The organism is Pseudobacter sp., assembly GCF_051955275.1.
Classification (GTDB): Bacteria; Bacteroidota; Bacteroidia; order Chitinophagales; family Chitinophagaceae; genus Pseudobacter.
The window spans coordinates 1-19,012 of the sequence record NZ_JBQCGW010000274.1; the positions used below are offsets into that span (position 1 = coordinate 1).

A 19,012-nucleotide genomic window follows, 5' to 3' on the forward strand; every position below is an offset into this window, starting at 1 on the left:
AAAACCAATTTACGGGGGGCCGCCTGTGGCTCGGCCCCCTGTGTGTTTTTTTTTTTCCGGCCCCGCCGTCCACTGGGGGCTCGCTTGTGGGGGCAAATTTGTGTTCCCGGGGGGGGCCGCGCGCGACTGGCAGCACGCAAAGCAAAATCATATTCCCATGTTTAAGAAATTCATAGAACGACCGGTACTATCAACGGTTGTATCCATCATACTGGTGCTGCTGGGGATCATCTCACTGACCACCCTCCCGGTGACACAGTTCCCTGATATCGCGCCACCGAGCGTTACAGTAACCGCTACCTACCCCGGCGCCAATGCTGAGGTAGTGGCCCGCGCAGTAGCCACTCCCATCGAAGAAGCCGTGAACGGCGTGGAGAACATGACCTATATGACCTCCAACTCCAACAACGACGGCTCCATGAGCCTCAACGTTTTCTTCAAGCTGGGCACCGACCCTGATCTGGCTGCGGTGAACGTACAGAATCGTGTGTCCAAGGCCGTTAGCCTGCTGCCTTCCGAGGTGGTGAATGCAGGCATCAGTACCCAGAAGCAGCAGAACTCCATGATCATGGTGCCTGCGCTTTACAGTACAGACAGCCTGTTCGACGAGACCTTCCTGCAGAACTACGCACGTATCAACCTAATCCCTGAGATCCAGCGTGTGCCCGGCGTAGGCCAGGCCATGAGCTTCGGTACCAAGGACTATGCCATGCGTGTATGGCTGAAACCGGAAAGGCTCGCTGCCAACAACCTCTCTCCGCAGGATGTGCTCAAAGCCATCCAGGAACAGAACCTGGAAGCAGCCCCCGGCCGCTTTGGTCAATCGAGCACCGAGAGCTTTGAATACGTTCTCAAATACAAAGGCAAGGGTAACCATGGCGAAGACTACGAGAACATGGTGCTGAAAGCCAATCCGGATGGCTCTATCCTTCGACTGAAAGATGTGGCCCGTGTTGAATTCGGTTCTTTTAACTACACGGTAGATAACCGCTGGGGCGGTCATCCGGCTATCGGTATCGCTATCTTCCAGACGGCGGGCTCCAATGCCAACGATATCCAGATCGCCATCAACGAAGTGCTGAAAAAGAACTCAGCCCTCTTCCCCAATGGTGTGAAATATATGAATATGTACTCCACCAAGGAGTACCTGGATGAATCTATCGAGCAGGTGAAACACACGCTGATAGAGGCTTTCATCCTGGTGTTCATTGTGGTGTTCATCTTCCTCCAGGATTTCCGTTCCACCCTGATCCCGGCCATTGCGGTGCCGGTGGCCATTGTTGGTACCTTCTTCTTCATGCAGCTCTTCGGATTCAGCATCAACCTGCTGACCCTCTTTGCGCTGGTGCTGGCGATCGGTATCGTGGTGGATGACGCCATCGTTGTGGTGGAAGCCGTACATACCAAAATGGAGCAGACGCGTATGCCGGCACGTGAAGCCACCATCAAATCCATGCAGGAGATTTCGGGCGCCATCATCTCCATTACCCTTGTGATGGCCGCGGTGTTCATCCCCGTTGGTTTCATGCAGGGGCCGGCCGGTGTGTTCTACAGGCAGTTCGCTTTCACACTTGCCATTGCCATCCTCATCTCCGCGGTGAACGCGTTGACGCTGAGCCCTGCGCTCTGTGCGCTCTTCCTGAAGAACCCGCATACCAATGATGAGCATGGACATCCGGTTAAGAAAACATTCTCACAACGCTTCTTCACCGGTTTCAACCGTGGCTTCAATGCCATGACGGAACGTTACGGTCGCAGTGTTCAGTTCCTGGCCAAATTCAAATGGATTGCCATCACCGGCCTGCTGGTGATCACCGGGGCCACTTTCTGGATGGCGAAAAATACACCTACAGGCTTTATCCCTTCAGAAGACCAGGGCTTCATCCTGTACAACGTTACACTGCCTGCCGGCAGCTCGCTCGACCGTACCAAGGAAGTGATCCGCAAAGCAGAATCGCTTGTAAGCAAGATGGAATCAGTGGAGGCTTATTTCACGGTAACGGGTTTCAACCTGCTGAGCAATTCCAGCAGCTCCAACTACGCCATCGGCTTTGTAAGACTGAAGAAGTTCGAGAACCGTGGTGCCGTGAAAACATTGCAGGAGAACATGGGACTGCTGCAGGGAACCCTCGGCGCCATCAAGGAAGCGAATATATTCACCTTTGCCTTCCCTACGGTTCAGGGCTTCGGTAACGTGGAAGGTTTCGAGTTCATTCTGCAGGACCGTAATAACGGACCGGTGGACAAGCTCGGTGGCATGGCCTGGGCCTTTGCCGGAGAGCTGATGAAACGTCCTGAAATTGCCATGGCCTTCACCACCTTCAATGCTGGTAACCCGCAATACATGGTGGAAGTGAACGAGTCGAAAGCAAAACAGTTAGGCGTCTCCGTTAGTGATATCCTCAGCACCATGCAGGTGATGTATGGCAGTACCTATGCTTCTGATTTCAACCGTTTCGGTAAGTTCTACCGCGTGGTTGTACAGGCCGATATGGAATACCGCACCAATCCTGAATCACTTGGCAATATGTTCATCAAGAACAGTTACGGTGAGATGGTGCCGCTCAGTACGCTGGTAAGCCTGAAGAAGACTTACGGTCCAGAGACCGTTACCCGCAACAACCTCTTCAATGCCGTTACCATTAACGGTATGCCGAAGCCGGGTTACAGTACGGGTGATGCCATCAAGGCAGTGGATGAAGTGGCGGCACAGTTCCTGCCACGCGGATTCAAGCATGAGTGGACGGGTATGAGTAAAGAAGAGATTGCAGCAGGTGGGCAGTCCGGTGTGATCTTCCTCCTTTGCGTGATCTTCGTTTACTTCCTGCTGGCAGCGCAGTACGAAAGCTACCTGCTTCCGTTTGCGGTGATCCTCAGTATACCTTTCGGGATCTTCGGGGTATTCCTCTTCATCAAGATGGTAGGCATCGATAACAATATCTATGTACAGGTGGGATTGATCATGCTGATCGGTCTGCTGGCCAAGAACGCGATCCTGATCGTTGAGTACGCGGTGCAGCGGCGCCGGACGGGCATGAGCAGGGTGAATGCCGCACTGGAAGCCGCCAAGCTGCGTCTGCGCCCGATCCTGATGACCTCCTTCGCCTTCATTGTGGGCATCACTCCGCTGATGCGCGCTACAGGTTCTTCCGCCCAGGGTAACCGCAGTATCAGCTTCGGTGCTGCCGGGGGTATGCTCACGGGTGTAGTTCTGGGTGTGTTCATTGTGCCGGTACTGTATATCATCTTCCAGTATCTGCAGGAGAAAGTGGCCAGGAAGAAAGACGAAAAAGAAGTGTTCGTTGCTGAATAAATAATATTAGAAGTATGACAACCATCATCACCAACTCATATAAGCATATTGCTGTTACCCTCTCCCTTGCAGCCCTTCTCGGGGCCTGCAAGGTGGGGCAGAATTACCAGCGCCCTGAACTGCCACTGCCACAGCAGTTTGCAGATTCAGTGAGCTACGCTGATACCAGCAGCATTGCAGATCTTCAATGGAAAGAATTCTTTACTGATCCGGCGCTTCAGAACCTGATCAGCAAAGGCATCACGTATAATAACGACCTGCAGGCCGCCATCAAAAGAATGGATGCCGCCAAACAGAATGTAAGACAGGCTAAATTACTGCAACTCCCTGAAGTGAACCTTCAGATCCAGGGAAGCATCAACCGCCCGTCTGACAACAGTCTGAACGGTCTCAGTATCGGCACCTTCCTCGGCAAACCATATGTTGAGAACTATGTGACCGCTCTGAACTTCAGCTGGGAAGCCGATATCTGGGGCAGGATCCGCCGCCAGCAGGAGATCACCATCACACAGTTCCTGCAACAGCAGGAAGCAGTGAAGGCTGTGCAGACACAGCTGATCTCGGATATTGCACAGGGATATTACAATCTCCTGATGCTCGACAAGCAGCTGGAAGTAGCCAAGAGCAATCTCCTGCTGAACGACAGCCTGGTGCTGGCCACCCGTGCACTCCGCGATGGCGGCTCGGTAACCACCCTGGCTGTACAACAGGTGGAAGCTCAGAGGCAGACCACTGCCCTGCTGGTGCCTCAACTGGAAGAAAGCATCGCACTGCAGGAAAATGCACTGCAACTGCTTACCGGCCAGAACCCTGGTAAGATAGAAACACGCGCTCACCTCAATGAACAAACGATCCGTGAAGAACTGAAGACCGGCCTTCCTGTTGCGATGGTAAGCCGCAGACCGGATGTACGCTCAACCGAGCTTTCACTCACCATTGCCAATGCAAGAGTGGGGCTCACGCAGGCCAATATGTACCCGGCCCTGAATCTCACTGCGGGTGGTGGTCTTGAATCCTTCAAGGCCAGCAACTGGTTCAGTATTCCGAACTCACTGTTCGGTACAGCTGCAGGAACCATCCTGCAGCCAATCTTTCAGCGCCGCAACCTCAAAACACAATTTGAGGTAGCCAAACTGCAGAGGGAGGAAGCCGTTATCAATTTCCGTCAGAGCGTTTTACAGGCCACTACAGAAGTGACCAATGCCCTGGTACGTACAGCTAAACTGAAAGAACAGCGCAGCATTGCCGATGCACAGGCAGACACCCTGCGCCAGGCAGTGCAGAATGCACACCTGCTGTTCAAATCAGATATGGCCACGTACCTGGAAGTGATCACTGCTCAGACGAACGCATTGCAGGCAGAACTGAATGTTGCCAATATCCAGCGCAGCCAGCTCGGCGTTGTTGTGGAGCTGTACCGCTCACTGGGTGGCGGTTACAAATAAATATGTATGGGTATCGGTTGAAGTTGAGGCCGTCTCCTTGTGAGGCGGCCTTCCTTATTAGAGTATACCCGCTGTATTAGCGTGTGCCCAGCAGCTCGCCTCTGAATGCAGACAGGCTCCGGTTGCTTAAGGATGCGTAGGCTTCGAGTTTCAGGTTGTAACAGAAATTCTCTTCCATCACCCTTTTCAACTTTACTGCCTGTGGTTCATGCAGTAAGCTGCAGAAATAAGATAGCAGGTCTTTATTGGAAAGATTATCTGCAATATTCAGAATAAGTTCTTTAAATTTCAGTTCCAGTAATGAAGGATCAGGATCTCCTCTTTCAGTGAAATAAGAGGACATGGAAAGAAAAAAGCTCTTCAGCGTTTCATTCGATTCGATGCGCATTACGGATTCAAAATACCGGTCGTACCCCGCCAACGGTTTGGTTCTCACCTGAAGTGTATTGCAAATGAATTCATCCGGTATAAAGAACAACATCACACAAAACCCGGTATCCATCAGTTGCTCCAGAATAAATCCTCCCTTTCGTACGAATATGCAACTGTCTTTTTGAATATCATAAGATCCATTTCCCATATGCCAGATCTTCTGACCATCGATCACGTAGAAAAGATAATTGTATTGGGTCCAGAGACTGGCGAACCGGCTTTTCATCAAACGGGCTTCCATCGGGCAATTGAAAGCGGTTATCAGTGAGTTGCCGCAGTTGAATTGCCTGTAAAACCGGGGATGCATCAATACCCGTTCGTAAAAATTATCCATTATCTCTAAGATATAAAATATCCTGCGCCTGGCATCTGAACTTTTAAGTCATGTATTTGGATCTTTAAGGCAAGTGGCAGCTGTACATAATAGCTAACATTGTGCATTATATATTCACAATAAAAAAAGAGACATATGAACCCTAATAAAGCTTTATGGGAAAAAGGCGATTTCACAAAGATCGCGGAAAGCATGCGGAACAGCGGTTCCGAACTGGTTGCAAAACTGGGGATTACGAAAGGGATGAAAGTACTTGATCTTGGATGTGGTGACGGTACCACGGCTATTCCCGCAGCAAAGCTGGGAGCCAATGTATTAGGTGTAGACATTGCTGAAAACCTTGTGAAAGCAGGCAATGCCAGGGCCAAAGCGGAAGGACTTACCAATATCAGTTTCCAGGAAGGAGATGCCACTGACCTGCATGAACTGAACGATCAGCAATTTGATCTGGTGGTGACCATCTTTGGCGCTATGTTCGCTCCCCGGCCACATGATGTGGCAAGGGAACTGGTACGCGTCACCCGCCCGGGAGGGAGGATTGTAATGGGCAACTGGATCCCCGGCGACCCCACCCTGGTGGCGCAGATCCTGAAAATAAGCTCGGCCTATACCCCGCCTCCACCGGAGGGTTTTGTAAGCCCGATGCTCTGGGGCGTGGAAGAACAGGTGATTGAACGCTTCGCAGCAGCAGGCGTAGCGAAAGAAAATATCTCATTCAGCAAAGAGACTTTCAATTTTGAATATTCAACCCCTCCGGCAGAGTTAGTTGCTAAATTCAGGCAATATTACGGGCCTACGATGAATGCATTTGAAGCAGCTGAGAAAAACGGGAAGGCAGAAGAGCTGCATCGGGAATTGGAGGACCTGTTCATAAAACAGAACAAAAGCGGCAACAACGAAACCTCATTCATCCCTGCCACTTTCCTGAAAGTTACAGTGACAAAGAGATAAACAAATGAAAAGGCGCCACCTGGTTCTGCCTGACCAGGGGCGCCTCATTCCTGCAAAACCCTGACTGCGTATCTATTTTCCAGTTTTTAGCGCATCTTCCAGCCTGATACTGATGCCTTCCAGGTGGGCCTTCAGCAGTTCATCATTGGTAGCTGCGGCCACTTTTTTACTCAACATCTTCAGTTCCCGTGCCTGTTGCCTGATAACCGCTCCGGCATCCAGATGGAGATTCGTCTGCAAGGCTATCAAAGCAATCAGTTCATTCACGTACATGTTCTGCACAGCACGCCTGTTTGCACGGATATTTTTTCCTGTATGCCATTCAATAAATATCCCGGAAGCCAGTCCGTTCAGCATTTCAGTGACCGTGTATGAATTGGAAGGATCAGCCAGTTCCTGTGAACGCAGCTTTGCAAACACCTTGGGGTCCAGCAACTGTTTGATAGCATTGCGTTGGATACTTTCAACAATGGTGAAGCCCGTTTTTGAATGGCGGTTGATGAATTGATCATTCAGCCATTCAGGTGTTGTAAACAATTCTTCATTCAGAAATGCGATCGCCCGCTGTTGTTTTTCTTTCGAAAAATAGCTGAACACTGCGCCGGGCTGTTCCGTTGTTTTGGGCGTGAAGTACTCCCCGCCTACGTTTGCCGTTGCGTGTTTGATGTACCACTCAAACTGCCCAACGAGTGCTTTGTAGGCATCTTCCAGCTTATCGTAATTGTCTCCCGGAATCTGCACCCATTTCACCAGGTTCGCCTGGATACGTTGCAGGTTTTTGATGCCATATTTCCCGGCAAGCATGGCATCATCACCAAGGTCTTCCCGCTGATTATCCGGATATTTGGCGGAAGGATCATCTCCGATGCCAAAACGGTAGCGGTCGCTTTGCTTCAGCTTATCCACGATCCATTGGTTCAGGACTTTCTTTTCTGTTTCAGCATCAGCATCCTTCGGGAGCAATTTGTATCCCCACTCGATGGCCCACTGATCATAGTCGCCGATGCGCGGGAAGATGCCGGCACTGCCGATACTGTCTTCCGGTTGCGCCACATAATTGAAGCGGGCATAGTCCATGATGCTGGGGGTATGCCCATGTTCTTCCACCCATTTCTTATTACGCAACTGTGCAACGGTTGAGGTGGAGGAAGAGCCCCAGTTATGACGTAAGCCAAGTGCATGGCCAACTTCATGGGAAGACACGAAGCGGATGAGTTGTCCCATCAGCTCATCGGAAAACTGTGGTTTCTGTGCGGCAGTATCCACTGCAGCTGCCTGGGTGAAGTACCATTTGTACAGCACTTCCATTACGCTATGGTACCATTGTATATGTGATTCGATGATCTCGCCGCTGCGCGGATCCTGCAAGGTATGTCCCATGGCATTTCCGATAGCAGAAGCTTTATACACTACTACATTGTGGCGGGCATCATTGATATCGAAGGTGGAACCCGCCGGGTCCACTTCTTTCGCCATCACGGCATTTTTAAATCCGGCTTTCTCGAAGGCTTTCTGCCAGTCGTTCACACCTGCGATCAGGTAAGGCACCCATTTTTTGGGTGTGGCCGGGTCTATATAAAAAATGATGGGCTTTGCAGGTTCCACCAATTCGCCTTTATAGTACCTGTGGAGGTCCTCAGGCTTCGGTTCCATGCGGAAGCGCCAGATATTCACTTTGGGCGTGATGCTGCTTGCCGTCAGTTGTTTGTATTCTGTATACAGTACTGCGAGGTATCCTACCCTTTCATCAAAACTGCGGCCTTTCATCGGTTCTTTGGAAAGAAGGATGATGGAGCTGTTGAACTCACCGGTCAACGGAAGTGCTCCGGCTGAATAGGTCCTGGTGGATGCCACTTCGATATTCATCGGAAATGCCTTTACGCTGGTGATGAAGGAGCGGTCAGGGGCATACACACCGGGCATTCCCAGGAATTTCAGTTCCGGGAGATAACCGAAGACGGGATTATCGCTGTTGAAATAATCGGTCATATCTATGACGGCCGATCGTTTATCCTTTCCATATGCTTTCACGGGGAATACGGCATACACGGGGAAGAGATTATTCTTCATGAGGGCATTCTGCACACCATCTTCACCGGCATCGGAACGCTCGGATGTGCTGATCACTTCCAGTTGCAATTTATCACCCATTGTTTTGTTGAAACGGAAGAGGCATTGCCCGATCCAGTCGCCACCAAAACTGCAAAGTCCTCCCAGCGGATTCCGCCAGTCCTGAGATGATCTGGTAATGCGGTTCACGGTATAAAGATCGCGGCCGATCACGCTATCGGGCAGTTCCAGCAGGAAGCGGTTATTGACCTTGTGCACGGTGATGAATCCTTTCATAGTTTCTGCACCGGCTGAGATCACTGTCTCGTAAGGCTTTACGGAATCCTTTGCAGCGGCCATTCCCGGGAATTGCTGCGATCCAGCCTGTGCCGGTGAATTCACCAGTACATTACAGGCAATAACCAGCAGGGCGGATAATGCCACTGACTTCTTTCTGTTACTCATTTTCATGGATTCCTTATTTTTTCTGTGCAGTGGTTGTTTTATTGATACCTGAGTTGAGCCTCTCGTACATGGCAGTGATATGCGCCTGGTTAAGGCCGGTGTACACCATTTGCTTTTGTTTCAGGAAACTGAGCATTTTCCTGGCATGAGCGCTGATGACAGCAGGCAGGTCATTATCCGTATCAGGAAATGCATTGTTCAATGCGATCAGCCTGGTGATATATTCCTGTTGCAGCTCACGGCGCGGCAAGGTTATGGCAGCGTTGTTGTTTAGCTCTCTGAAGATCCCGGCGCTGAGCTCATTCAGAAATGCCAGTGGCGTATATGCAGATCCAGATTCATTCGATGCAGCAACCTGTAGTTTGCTGAGCACAGGCCTGCTCAAAGTTTCACTCAACAGTGCACGCTGAATATTCATCACGGAGTCAAACCTCCAGGATGTACGGCTGTACAATGTTTTATCGGACAACCAGGTGGGAGTTTCAAACACCTGTTGCTGCAGAAACTGTAACGCTTTTTTTTGAACTGCCACCGGTACGAACGCATATATATTGCCGGGTTGGTCACTGTTGCGGATATTGGAATACATGCCTCCGATCTGGTTCAATACATATTTCGCATAAATGGTGTACTGATCCAGTAATGCCTCATACAATTCTCCGGCGCGGGTATTGTTGGTGGCTGGTTCACTGGTCCATTCCACCAGGTGCGGCACAACCCGTTTCAGGTTATTGATGCCCAGCGTGGCTGCCTGTACCGCATCATTGCTGAGGTCACCAGACTGATTACGTGGGTCGGCAACTATAGTAAACCCGGCGGGCGCTTCTCCGATATAGCGTTCTGCAGAAGGTTTAATCTGTTCCTTGATCCATTTATTCAATATCGGTTGTTCATTACCGTTAATCATTCTGTATCCCCAGTTGATCATCCATTCATCAGTGGCGGTGATGCGGGGAAGCAGATTGTTCACCTCCACTTTATCTTCCGGCTGTACTACATAATTCACCAGAACAGGATCAGTGGCAGAACCGTTGAATGCATTCTTTGATAACCAGGCGTTATTACGCAGATCGCTTATCATATTACTGAAACTAGCACCGGCATTCACTTTCAACCCCAGCAGATTACCCATGGACTGCATAGAGTAAGCCTGTATCAGGCGCCCCATCAACGGATCATCAAACACTGGTTTATTGGCAGCTTGATCGAGGGCTCCTGCCTGAACGAAGTATTTTTTACAGAGAGAGTCCAGAGTGCTCAGGTAGAAGTTCAGCTGCACCCTGAGGACCTCTCCGGAGCGAGGGTCAAGGATCATACTGCCCTGGCTTTTGCCGGTACCAGGCATGAATACAACGGCACTCCTGTTTATATTATCGAGAGCAGTATTATCTGCCCCTGCTGCATCCTGCAATACTTCAATGGCATTTTTGAAACCGGCGCTCTCAAAGGCCTTGTTCCAGGATTCGATCCCTGCTTTCACAAATGGTTTCCATTTGGCAGGCATGGCAGGATCGAGATATATCCTGATGGCTTGTACGGGGCTGCTCAGTTTACCTGCGGCATATGCTTCTTTGTCTGAAGGCTCCAGCCTCCAGCGTACGATCATTTGCGTGTTCACCACCCCTCTTGGGTTGTTATCGAAATCGATATACCCGATATTCTGAAAAGCAGTACGGCTGTCAGCAAAGCGGGCTTTCATGGGAACTTCCGGTAGCAGGATCATACCTGTGCCCAACTGAAAAGTGAAAGGTGCAGTGGTGGAACTTCCGGGCGCAGTTCTGTTATAAGTGCGCATGAAAGTAAAGGAGAGATTGTCTTCCTGACCCTTCACTTTATCGATGTACGATCTGTCTGAAAGGATATTACCCAGCCCGCCTGCTGATTTTGCCGTTTGAGAGAATCCGAACAGGTTATTGTCCTGCCCGAGCAGGTCCGTGATCTCTATCACTTTGGTATGCTCATTGTCATTGATAGCCTTAACCACAAAGCTGTTGACAATGGATTCCATATTATTGAGCCCGATCAAACGGGCAAGTCCATTGGCAGAACTGTCTGTGGAACGCTCTTTATAATTTTTTGTACGGATAAAAAGCCGGTTGCCCTCTCCTTTGGTAAAGTGAAAGACCTGTTGCCCGATGATATCACCGGCATAACCGAATGAGCTGCCTGGTCTGCGAAAATCTGCAGGCGCCATGGCGATGCGGTTGATCACCAGGATCTCGCGCTCCAGCAGGGAGTCCGGCACTTCCAGGTAATACTTCTCGTCCACTTTGTGCACGGAGATGAAACTTTTGTACGATACTGCCTTTGCCGTAATCACTTCTTTGTAGGGTTTTGGACCATCGTTACGCATACCGCCGGCCAGTGCAGCAGCGGCCCGCAAGGCGGCGTTGTTATCTCTTTTCTGGCTGGTATCTGCATTAGGAGCGGGCATGTTATTATTGGCTCGCCTGCGTTCTCTTTGCTGGGCCACAACACTGGTTTGGGCACAAAGCATGGCCATCAGCAGACCTCCTGTGAGGTGCTTCAGTACTTTTTTTGACATGATTTTACTTTAATGGGCTGATTCAAAAAGGCTGTTCCTTTAACTTGCGCAGTGCCCGGTCGCTCAAGTCCCCGCGAGTGACTTCTATTCCGTCGCCTCCGGCAACACAGTGCTCCCCAGAGGCGAGCAAATATGGGTCACTCGCGGGGACGCGAGCGACTGCTCCCCGATAAAATATGATCTGCCTTTGAATCAGTTCCTTGTAATGTTTAGATTATTAGAGATCAGAATTTGAATGAAATGTCTTTCACCTTTCCAAACTGCGAGTATACGGCAGCGGGAGTAGCTTGAATAGTTCCTGAGGTTATATTGGTTTGCAGCATGTAGACCTTGCCCAAACCAGTGCTGTTATCGTAGGTGCCTACCATCAGGTATTTGTCAATGGTATTTTCCGATACGTTCCTGCCGGGATGGGGACAAAGTTTCATACAGGTGATCTCTTCATTGGCCGGAATACCGGGCCATGCTTCTATTGCCGGGGACGCTGTTCCTGCAGCGAGATCGAAAGGTATCTGGTAGATCTTATTTCCAACCGCATAATAGATCAGCTGGCCACGCACGCCAAATGCGAAAAGCTTTGCCTGTGCAATATTATCGCTGGCGGAAATATCCATGATGGCTCTTGCTGTGGATGTGCCGAAGTCCATCACATACACGTAACGCGCGCCATTGTCAACCGGATCTTTGAAGATGCCGTAGTTCATGTAGGTACCACCAAAACCATAAGACATGTACAGGAGGTCCTTTCCGATATTGTTGAAATTGAAAGGAGGCGAACCTGCCAAGGAACTGTTATAGGGAGAAAGCGTGGTCCCTAAAGGACTGCCCTGCAAAAAGGCCCTGCTCAGTTCATCATATACAACGATCCTGGCTGCCCCGTACACAGGATAGCGGGAAGCTTTGTAGGTACCTGTAGTGGGCGCCAGAAGCGAGAAAGCGGATTCCCTGCCAAATGCAAAGCTTACCATATTGGCGAAGAGCTGACCATCGTTCACCAGGAATTCAAAACCCGCACTGAAATCATAAGAACCAGTGATAAATCCTAATGGAGCAAAATAGCCCTGTGGTTTTATGCTGGCGGGTGGCAGGAAGAAGAGGTCCCTGAAATTTTTGGTCACGGCCATATCCGAAGGAGATAATGCCACACCATTATTGCTTGTATACAAACTGATGTATTGCGGGTTACCCAGGTTGAATGCCGTGATGGCAATGGCATCGCCGGTCAGCGGCTTCGTAGGATTGGCCAGTGAATAAAGATTGCGCACCACATCATCTGCAGGCGTCAGCCCTTCCAGTAATTTGGTTTTGATGAGATCACAGTCCACTTTACCATCTTTCTCATACAATACCAGTAATCCTGCGCCGATGCTTTCCACCGTCATGGTATATCGGGTGGCGGCACGGCGGCCGGTAGTGGGATCGGTAGCTGTGAACTCCAGGTAGTATTTTGAAGGCAGTAAGGGAATTGGAACGGCCAGGTCTTCTGTTCTGGAAATGGTATCGGCCAGGTTACCGTTCAGGTTGGGGTCAACCAGGTAGGTACTCCAGCTGTATTTCAGTTTAGACCGGTCGCCATGGTAAACCAGGTTGGATTTCAGCTTCAATGTATCAAACTGTTTTACAATAAAGGAGCTGGCAGAATTGGACGTGTTCACAAACATGTCCTCCAGGTCGGAGTAATTGTAATTTCCTTTGTCTTTATGACAGGCAGCCAGCACCATACTGCTTACCGCCATCAGGGCAATGATGAAATGTTTTATAGTTGTTTTATATTTCTTCATGATCGTAAGCGTAAATGATTAAAATGTCAACGGGGTTCCATCGTCATTGAGATAGGGCCATCCTTCGGGTCTTCCTGCATTGGCGGGATCATCGTTATAATCCTTCAAAGCTTTCCGCAGCGCGGCCTGTACGGCCAGCAGCAGGTTAAAATTACCCTGGTACCTGGTGAACTCCGTTACGCCCAGTACATCGATGATAAAGCGGTACCTGGCCTGACTGAAGGGCCCGATAGCTGATTCCACGGCAGCCCATGAACCGGGTTTGGCCAGGAAATCGAACCAGGTGATGCGGAACATGTCCCTGCCTGGCTGACCATTCAGGAAATGCTCATTGGGAACGAAGCGGAACACCAGTTTGGCGCGTTGTTTTTTGAGATCGAGCCCCGGTACATTTTTCTTTACTATCACCGGGATCCTGGCTTCGTAAGAGTTGGCAGGCATGATGGTAGCCCCCATTGTATAATCAGCAGGCGCAACATTGGTGCTGTCTTTCACCACTTCCAGTACAAACGGCATATCGGTAGCAGCCGGCTTACCCGTGAGATTGGCTACCAGGTACAGTGTATCTGTTTCCGCAGCAGCAGGTTTAAGCATGAAGGTAGTGATGGCTGAATCCGAATAGGCATTGGGATTATTGGTATTCAGGCGGGCACCCAGCCAGATCCGTGATGATATATCCTGGTACAGGAATTCTCTTTTTTTACAACCCGGCAACAGGTATGCAGTGAGTGCTGTACATATTATGATCAGTATTCGCATTGTCTGGTATTTTAATTCGAAGCTGTTAACGGAATTGGGTTTCATCTACAGGGACCGGCAGCATGTATTTCGTTTTGTCGAAAGTAGCTGCGCCGTTAGCCATCCTGTCTGCATCCGTTCTCTTGTAGTAGTAGAACAGGATCCCTTCGCTGATAAATTCACGTCGGTATTCCAGCAGCAGTTCTGTGCGCAATGCAGTAGCCGGTGTGCCTGCCGGGATATCCACTTCAAAGCCGCGGTGCCTGCGCAGGGTATTGATACGGTCGCGCGCTTTTTCCGGATCCGTGTCAAAGGCAGCTTCGGCAGAGATGAGAAACAATTCCGGCAGCCTGATCAACGGTACACGTCTTGCCAGTGTATCCGGCATTCCATCAGGCTGGTAAAGTTTGGTTGGATAACGCTCATTATTGATACTGTTACGTTCGGGCGACCAGAAATACAGTTTGCGCCAGTCATTGGCGAATGTATACAGACTGTTGAGGTCATTGTTCACATACCACATGGCCAGTCCGCTGCGGCCTTCGGGTATACCTGTCAGCCGACCGATGATATTGTCTGCAATTCTGGCCACATCCAGCACCATCACCTGCTCTGATTTGAATGTCCGGTCCCTTTTCGATTCATCCAGCACGGCAATATTATCCAGCCTGGTCCAGTTGAATTGCTGTGAGTTGATCACCTCATCTGCGCAAAGCGCCGCCTTGGTAAGATCCCCTTTGTAGAGATACACTCTTGCCAGCGCTGCTTTTACAGCAAAGTAGTTCAGGTGGTAAGTACGGTTCAACAGGTAACCATCATCAATATTGGCAGTAATTACCCTGCCTGTATAAATGGGATCTGACTGCTGCAACAACGCAGCTGCGGCTTTCAGGTCGGCGATCACACTGTCCAGCGCCACAGTGACCGTGGAATAGGCTGTTGGCTTAAAAGAATAATCCACTACGTATGGGATTCCCTGCGCACCGGGATTAGCCTTAAAGGAAGGTGCGAAGAGACGCAGCATATCGAAGTGCAGGAAGCCACGAAGGCCCAGGGCTTCTCCTTTGATCACATTGTAATTGTCTTCCCGGAACATTTTCTGATCCGCCGTATTCAGATGGCTGATAAGATTGTTCAGGTTGGAGATGGTATTATAGGACCTCGACCAGATGGCATTGATCAGTGGTTCCATCTGTGTGGAGGTATACTCCCCGTTTTTCGCAAACGAATAAAAGAAACCTACGTTGGGATATGCGTTACCCAATGCATCCACCAGACCGTAGGTCATTTCCTGACCGTACATCTGGGCAGATGCCATATTCACATAGGCTCCGTAGAGCACATCTTTGTAACCAGACTCGCGCTCATACAGCACTTCGGCATCCACCTGGGTCCTGGGTTTCACGTCCAGCCATTTGTTGCAGCCTGCCGTGAGCAGCAGTGGAATGGCAATCAGACAGAGCAAAAATTTATTAGCAGTCATACGATTCATTTTTTTGGTTAGAACATAGCCTGAATAGAGAAAGAGAAAGTCCGCACGAAGGGATAAGCAGTTCCTCTCTCGATCTGCACGGTTGATGCACGGGCTACATCGTTCATATTCAATCCAAGCCTTAACCTTTTGATGGCCGATTTCTGAATGGCCATGATCCGGTTGAGGTCGTAATACATACTGATGGATGACAGTTCCCATTCATCCTGGTCTTCTACAAAACGCTGCGTTGCCCGGGTGGTGGACCTGTCGGAAATATTCTTGAAGCGTGAGATATCGCCGGGTTTCACCCATCTGTCTGAGAAGATGCGGCGGTCTACGTTATAGCGCAGGTCTGCATTTTCCACCCTGTCAACCAGGGTCTGGTTATATACCTGTCCACCGAATTTGTAAATGATGCCCACATTCAGACTAAATCCGTTGTAATCGAAATTGAAACCGGCATTGCCTCTCACCTTGGGTTCTGAATTGCCTACTACGGCCAGGTCATCTGCATTCCAGGCATGCACGATGGAGCCATCCTGCCTTACAAAGATTTCGCGGCCTGTTGCAGGATCGATGCCATAGGATGGAACGGCCCAGATTGCGTTGAGCGACTGGCCTTCGGTATACCTCACCACGGGTCTGTTGGTGATGGTCTCTGATTGCGTTTTATTGAACGACTCCAGTGAGTTGGAGATCTTCCGCACTTTGTTGGCGTTATGGGTGCCGCCTATATAAAAGCTGAAGAAATTATTGCGCTTGTCTCTCCACGGCGTATAGCTCAACCTGAATTCAACGCCCGTGTTCTGCACTTCACCCAGGTTCTCTTTGTAAGAAGTAAAACCGGTAGAGAGTGGCACCGATACATCGGTGAGCAGATCGTCTGTGTTGGACACATAATAATCGAACCTGAAATTCAGTTTCCTGTTCAGCACTACCAGGTCCAGTCCGATGTTCTGATCAAACTTTCGCTGCCATTGCAGTTGCGGGTTTTCCAGTCCCAGCAGGAAGGCGCCGAAGTTTCCAAGATAATCATCGGTGGAATTATAGTTGAAGGTTGCTTTCGACTGGTAGGAGTTGAAGTTCTGAGAGCCTGTGTATCCTACAGAGCCTCTTACTTTCAACATATCGATGTACCTGGCATTACGGAAGAAAGCTTCTTTGTGCAGGTTCCAGCCCAGACCAACGGCCCAGAATTTTCCCCAGCGGTTGTCTGCACCAAACTGGGAAGAACCGTTCATCCGGAAGGAGGCGTCCATCAGGTAGCGGTCGTCATAAGAATAATTGAGGTTGCTGAAAACACCCAGATCCCGGGTTGTATTTTCAGTGCCTGAAGGGCGGCCATTGAGCATATACTGTCTGGCGAAAATGATATCCTCCATGTAGTCGTTAGGAAAACCTTCCGCCTGGAATGTGGTAGACCGGTTCATCTGCTGGGTCATATTGGCGCCCAGAGTGAGGTAAAGAAAATGATCGGCAAATGATTTTGAATAACCGGCAAAGAGGTCGCCTGTGATATTCGTTCTTCTGCCATCAGTGTACACATATTGTCCCTTGCGCCTGATCAGGTCAGCTGTGGTATAGTTGAGGAAGGCAGTGTGGCTGGCAGGATAGAACAGTTCCGTAGTGGATTCCTGGTTACTGTAACCTACGCGGGCAGTGAGGCGCAGCTCTTTGGTGGCCTGGTATTCGGCATAAAAGTTATTGTTGACCTGGGAGTACCTGTCAAAGTTTTTGGTGTTGATCGTAGCATTCCACATGGGATTGCCAACCGGTGAACCGATGATCAGATTTTCTCCGGCGATCTTTGTGATGTTACCATTCACATCCGTAGGTCTGAAGTATGGGTTCATGCGCGTATAATCGCTGAAGCTGCCCCAGGGAGATTCGGTTCCTTTGTTGAACACCACATCGATGATATTTCGGAACTGCCATTTCCGGGTGCGATAGGAAAGCGTAACAGCGCCTGAAACGGTATTGCGGCTGGAGCCTTTCATACCACCGGGAACATCGTTGTACTGAAAATCCAGGCCGTACCTGAGCTGGTCACTGCCGCCTTCCGCAAACAATGAATGCTTTTGTCCGAAACCGGTACGAAGTGGCTTGCTCTTCCAGTCGGTATTCACGCCGCGCATCACTTCTTCCAGTATCCTGTTGTATTCCTGATCAAATGCATATTGCTGATCGGCAAAAAAAACATTATTGAGCCTTTGGGGATTGTACAAGCCTCCGTTCTTTTCCACTGCCAGCTTTTCTGCGGCATTGGTGAGGTTGTAGCTGCTAAGATCAGGGGCCACCATATTGAGGTTGCCGGTATAGGTAAGCTGGATCTTTCCGGCTTTGGGTTTCTGAGTTTCTATCACCACCACCCCATTGGCAGCTTTGGAACCGTAGATGGCTTTGGCAGCGGCATCTTTCAGCAGGGTGATGCTTGATACCCTTGTCATATCAAGGTCTATCACTCTTACTATGCTTACTTCAAATCCGTCGAGGATGAAGAGGGGCTGGTTGGGATTGGTCTGGTATTCTCCTTTAAGGTCAGGGAAACCGGATTGTCCGCGTAATTGAATTTCCGGCAGCGCATTGGGATTGGAGCCGTTGGCCAGGTTCTCCACCAGGTTGAAAGTGGGATCAAGATTCTTGAGGCTTTGCAGTACGTTCACGTTCCCAACTTTCTGCAGGTCTTCTTTGGTATAGGTTTGTGCAGCGCCGGTAAAACTTTCTGCTTTTCGGGTATAGATACCCGTTACTACCACATCTTCCATTTTTACCTCGGTTGCTCTCATCATAATGATGAGATTACCTGGTTTTATTTCCACTTCTTTGGGATCGAAACCTACATAACTGATCACCAGTTTGCCACCCAGGGGTAAACCTGCGAAAATGAACTTCCCACCCTCTTTGGTGCTGACTCCCCTATTGGCCACACCTTTGAGAAGTACAGAGGCACCGTTGACAGGTTCCCCCTTTTCATCCACCACCTTTCCGTATACAGTTACATTCTTTGGAATGGTATCAGAATTAATTATCTGCAGCCTGGGATCCGGTACCAGTAAGGGTTTCCGTGACAGGATGATGGTCTTCCCTTCTATCAGGTATTTCAGTGGCTGGTCCTTCAGGGTCATCTGCAGGAATGCATCCAGGGGCATATCCTTGATGGAAATGGTAACAGGCCTGGTATCGGCCAGTACTTCCCGGTTGGCAAAAACGAAGTAGCCCGTTTGTTTTTTGATGACCTGGAAAACTTTGGTGAGCGGAATATTTTCTCCTGAAAACGTGATCTTCTGTGCAATGCCATTGGCATACACGTTCAGGAATACCATTGAGAGGAATACCGCAGTCAGATTGATTTTCATCAGTAAGTTCCTTTTCATGGCCGGTGACAGGCTGAAAGTAACTGGTGCCCCGGCCATTTTTTTGGTTCTGTACAACAGGCTCCGGAACCACCAGCACCCGCGTGACGCGAGGCGCCAACGGGACCAGGC

At 49.9% G+C, this 19,012-nt stretch carries 10 protein-coding genes; 3 read left to right on the top strand and 7 right to left on the bottom strand.

Features of this window, described 5'->3' with window-relative positions:
• Positions 1–157: 157 nt before the first annotated feature.
• Together ACTHMC_RS24415 and ACTHMC_RS24420 are read left to right on the top strand one after the other, a co-directional pair.
• Entirely contained in the window at positions 158–3,313 is a 3,156-nt protein-coding gene (locus ACTHMC_RS24415; RefSeq protein WP_440417253.1) for an efflux RND transporter permease subunit, read from the top strand.
• Positions 3,314–3,327: 14 nt separating this feature from the next.
• Positions 3,328–4,758: an efflux transporter outer membrane subunit gene (locus ACTHMC_RS24420; protein ID WP_440417255.1), complete on the top strand. Its 1,431-nt coding sequence runs from the start codon at positions 3,328–3,330 to the stop codon at positions 4,756–4,758.
• Positions 4,759–4,834: 76 nt separating this feature from the next.
• Here the strand turns inward: ACTHMC_RS24420 and ACTHMC_RS24425 are convergent, their stop codons facing one another.
• Positions 4,835–5,524 carry a hypothetical protein gene (locus ACTHMC_RS24425; protein WP_440417257.1) on the bottom strand — a complete coding sequence of 230 codons (690 nt, stop codon included), beginning with the start codon at positions 5,522–5,524 and terminating at the stop codon, positions 4,835–4,837.
• 135 nt (positions 5,525–5,659) lie between these two features.
• Here ACTHMC_RS24425 and ACTHMC_RS24430 point away from each other — a divergent pair, with 135 nt between their 5' ends.
• A complete protein-coding gene (locus ACTHMC_RS24430; RefSeq protein ID WP_440417259.1) occupies positions 5,660–6,475 on the top strand; it encodes a class I SAM-dependent methyltransferase in 816 nt (271 codons plus the stop codon).
• 72 nt (positions 6,476–6,547) lie between these two features.
• Here the strand turns inward: ACTHMC_RS24430 and ACTHMC_RS24435 are convergent, their stop codons facing one another.
• The 6 genes from ACTHMC_RS24435 to ACTHMC_RS24460 all read right to left on the bottom strand — a co-directional run bounded on the left by ACTHMC_RS24435 (position 6,548) and on the right by ACTHMC_RS24460 (position 18,883).
• Positions 6,548–8,995 carry a zinc-dependent metalloprotease gene (locus tag ACTHMC_RS24435; RefSeq protein ID WP_440417261.1) on the bottom strand — a complete coding sequence of 816 codons (2,448 nt, stop codon included), beginning with the start codon at positions 8,993–8,995 and terminating at the stop codon, positions 6,548–6,550.
• 7 nt (positions 8,996–9,002) lie between these two features.
• Positions 9,003–11,534: a zinc-dependent metalloprotease gene (locus ACTHMC_RS24440; RefSeq protein ID WP_440417263.1), complete on the bottom strand. Its 2,532-nt coding sequence runs from the start codon at positions 11,532–11,534 to the stop codon at positions 9,003–9,005.
• Between the two features lie 224 nt (positions 11,535–11,758).
• A complete protein-coding gene (locus ACTHMC_RS24445; RefSeq protein ID WP_440417265.1) occupies positions 11,759–13,315 on the bottom strand; it encodes a PKD-like family lipoprotein in 1,557 nt (518 codons plus the stop codon).
• Positions 13,316–13,333: 18 nt separating this feature from the next.
• Complete coding sequence (locus ACTHMC_RS24450; RefSeq protein ID WP_440417267.1) at positions 13,334–14,074, bottom strand: DUF4843 domain-containing protein; 741 nt, start codon at positions 14,072–14,074, stop codon at positions 13,334–13,336.
• A gap of 25 nt (positions 14,075–14,099) precedes the next feature.
• Positions 14,100–15,536, bottom strand: coding sequence for a RagB/SusD family nutrient uptake outer membrane protein (locus ACTHMC_RS24455; protein ID WP_440417269.1), 1,437 nt, complete (start codon positions 15,534–15,536; stop codon positions 14,100–14,102).
• A 17-nt stretch (positions 15,537–15,553) separates the two neighbouring features.
• The gene (locus tag ACTHMC_RS24460; protein WP_440417270.1) at positions 15,554–18,883 is read right to left on the bottom strand and encodes a SusC/RagA family TonB-linked outer membrane protein; all 3,330 of its coding nucleotides are present in this window, start codon (positions 18,881–18,883) and stop codon (positions 15,554–15,556) included.
• Positions 18,884–19,012 lie beyond the last annotated feature (129 nt).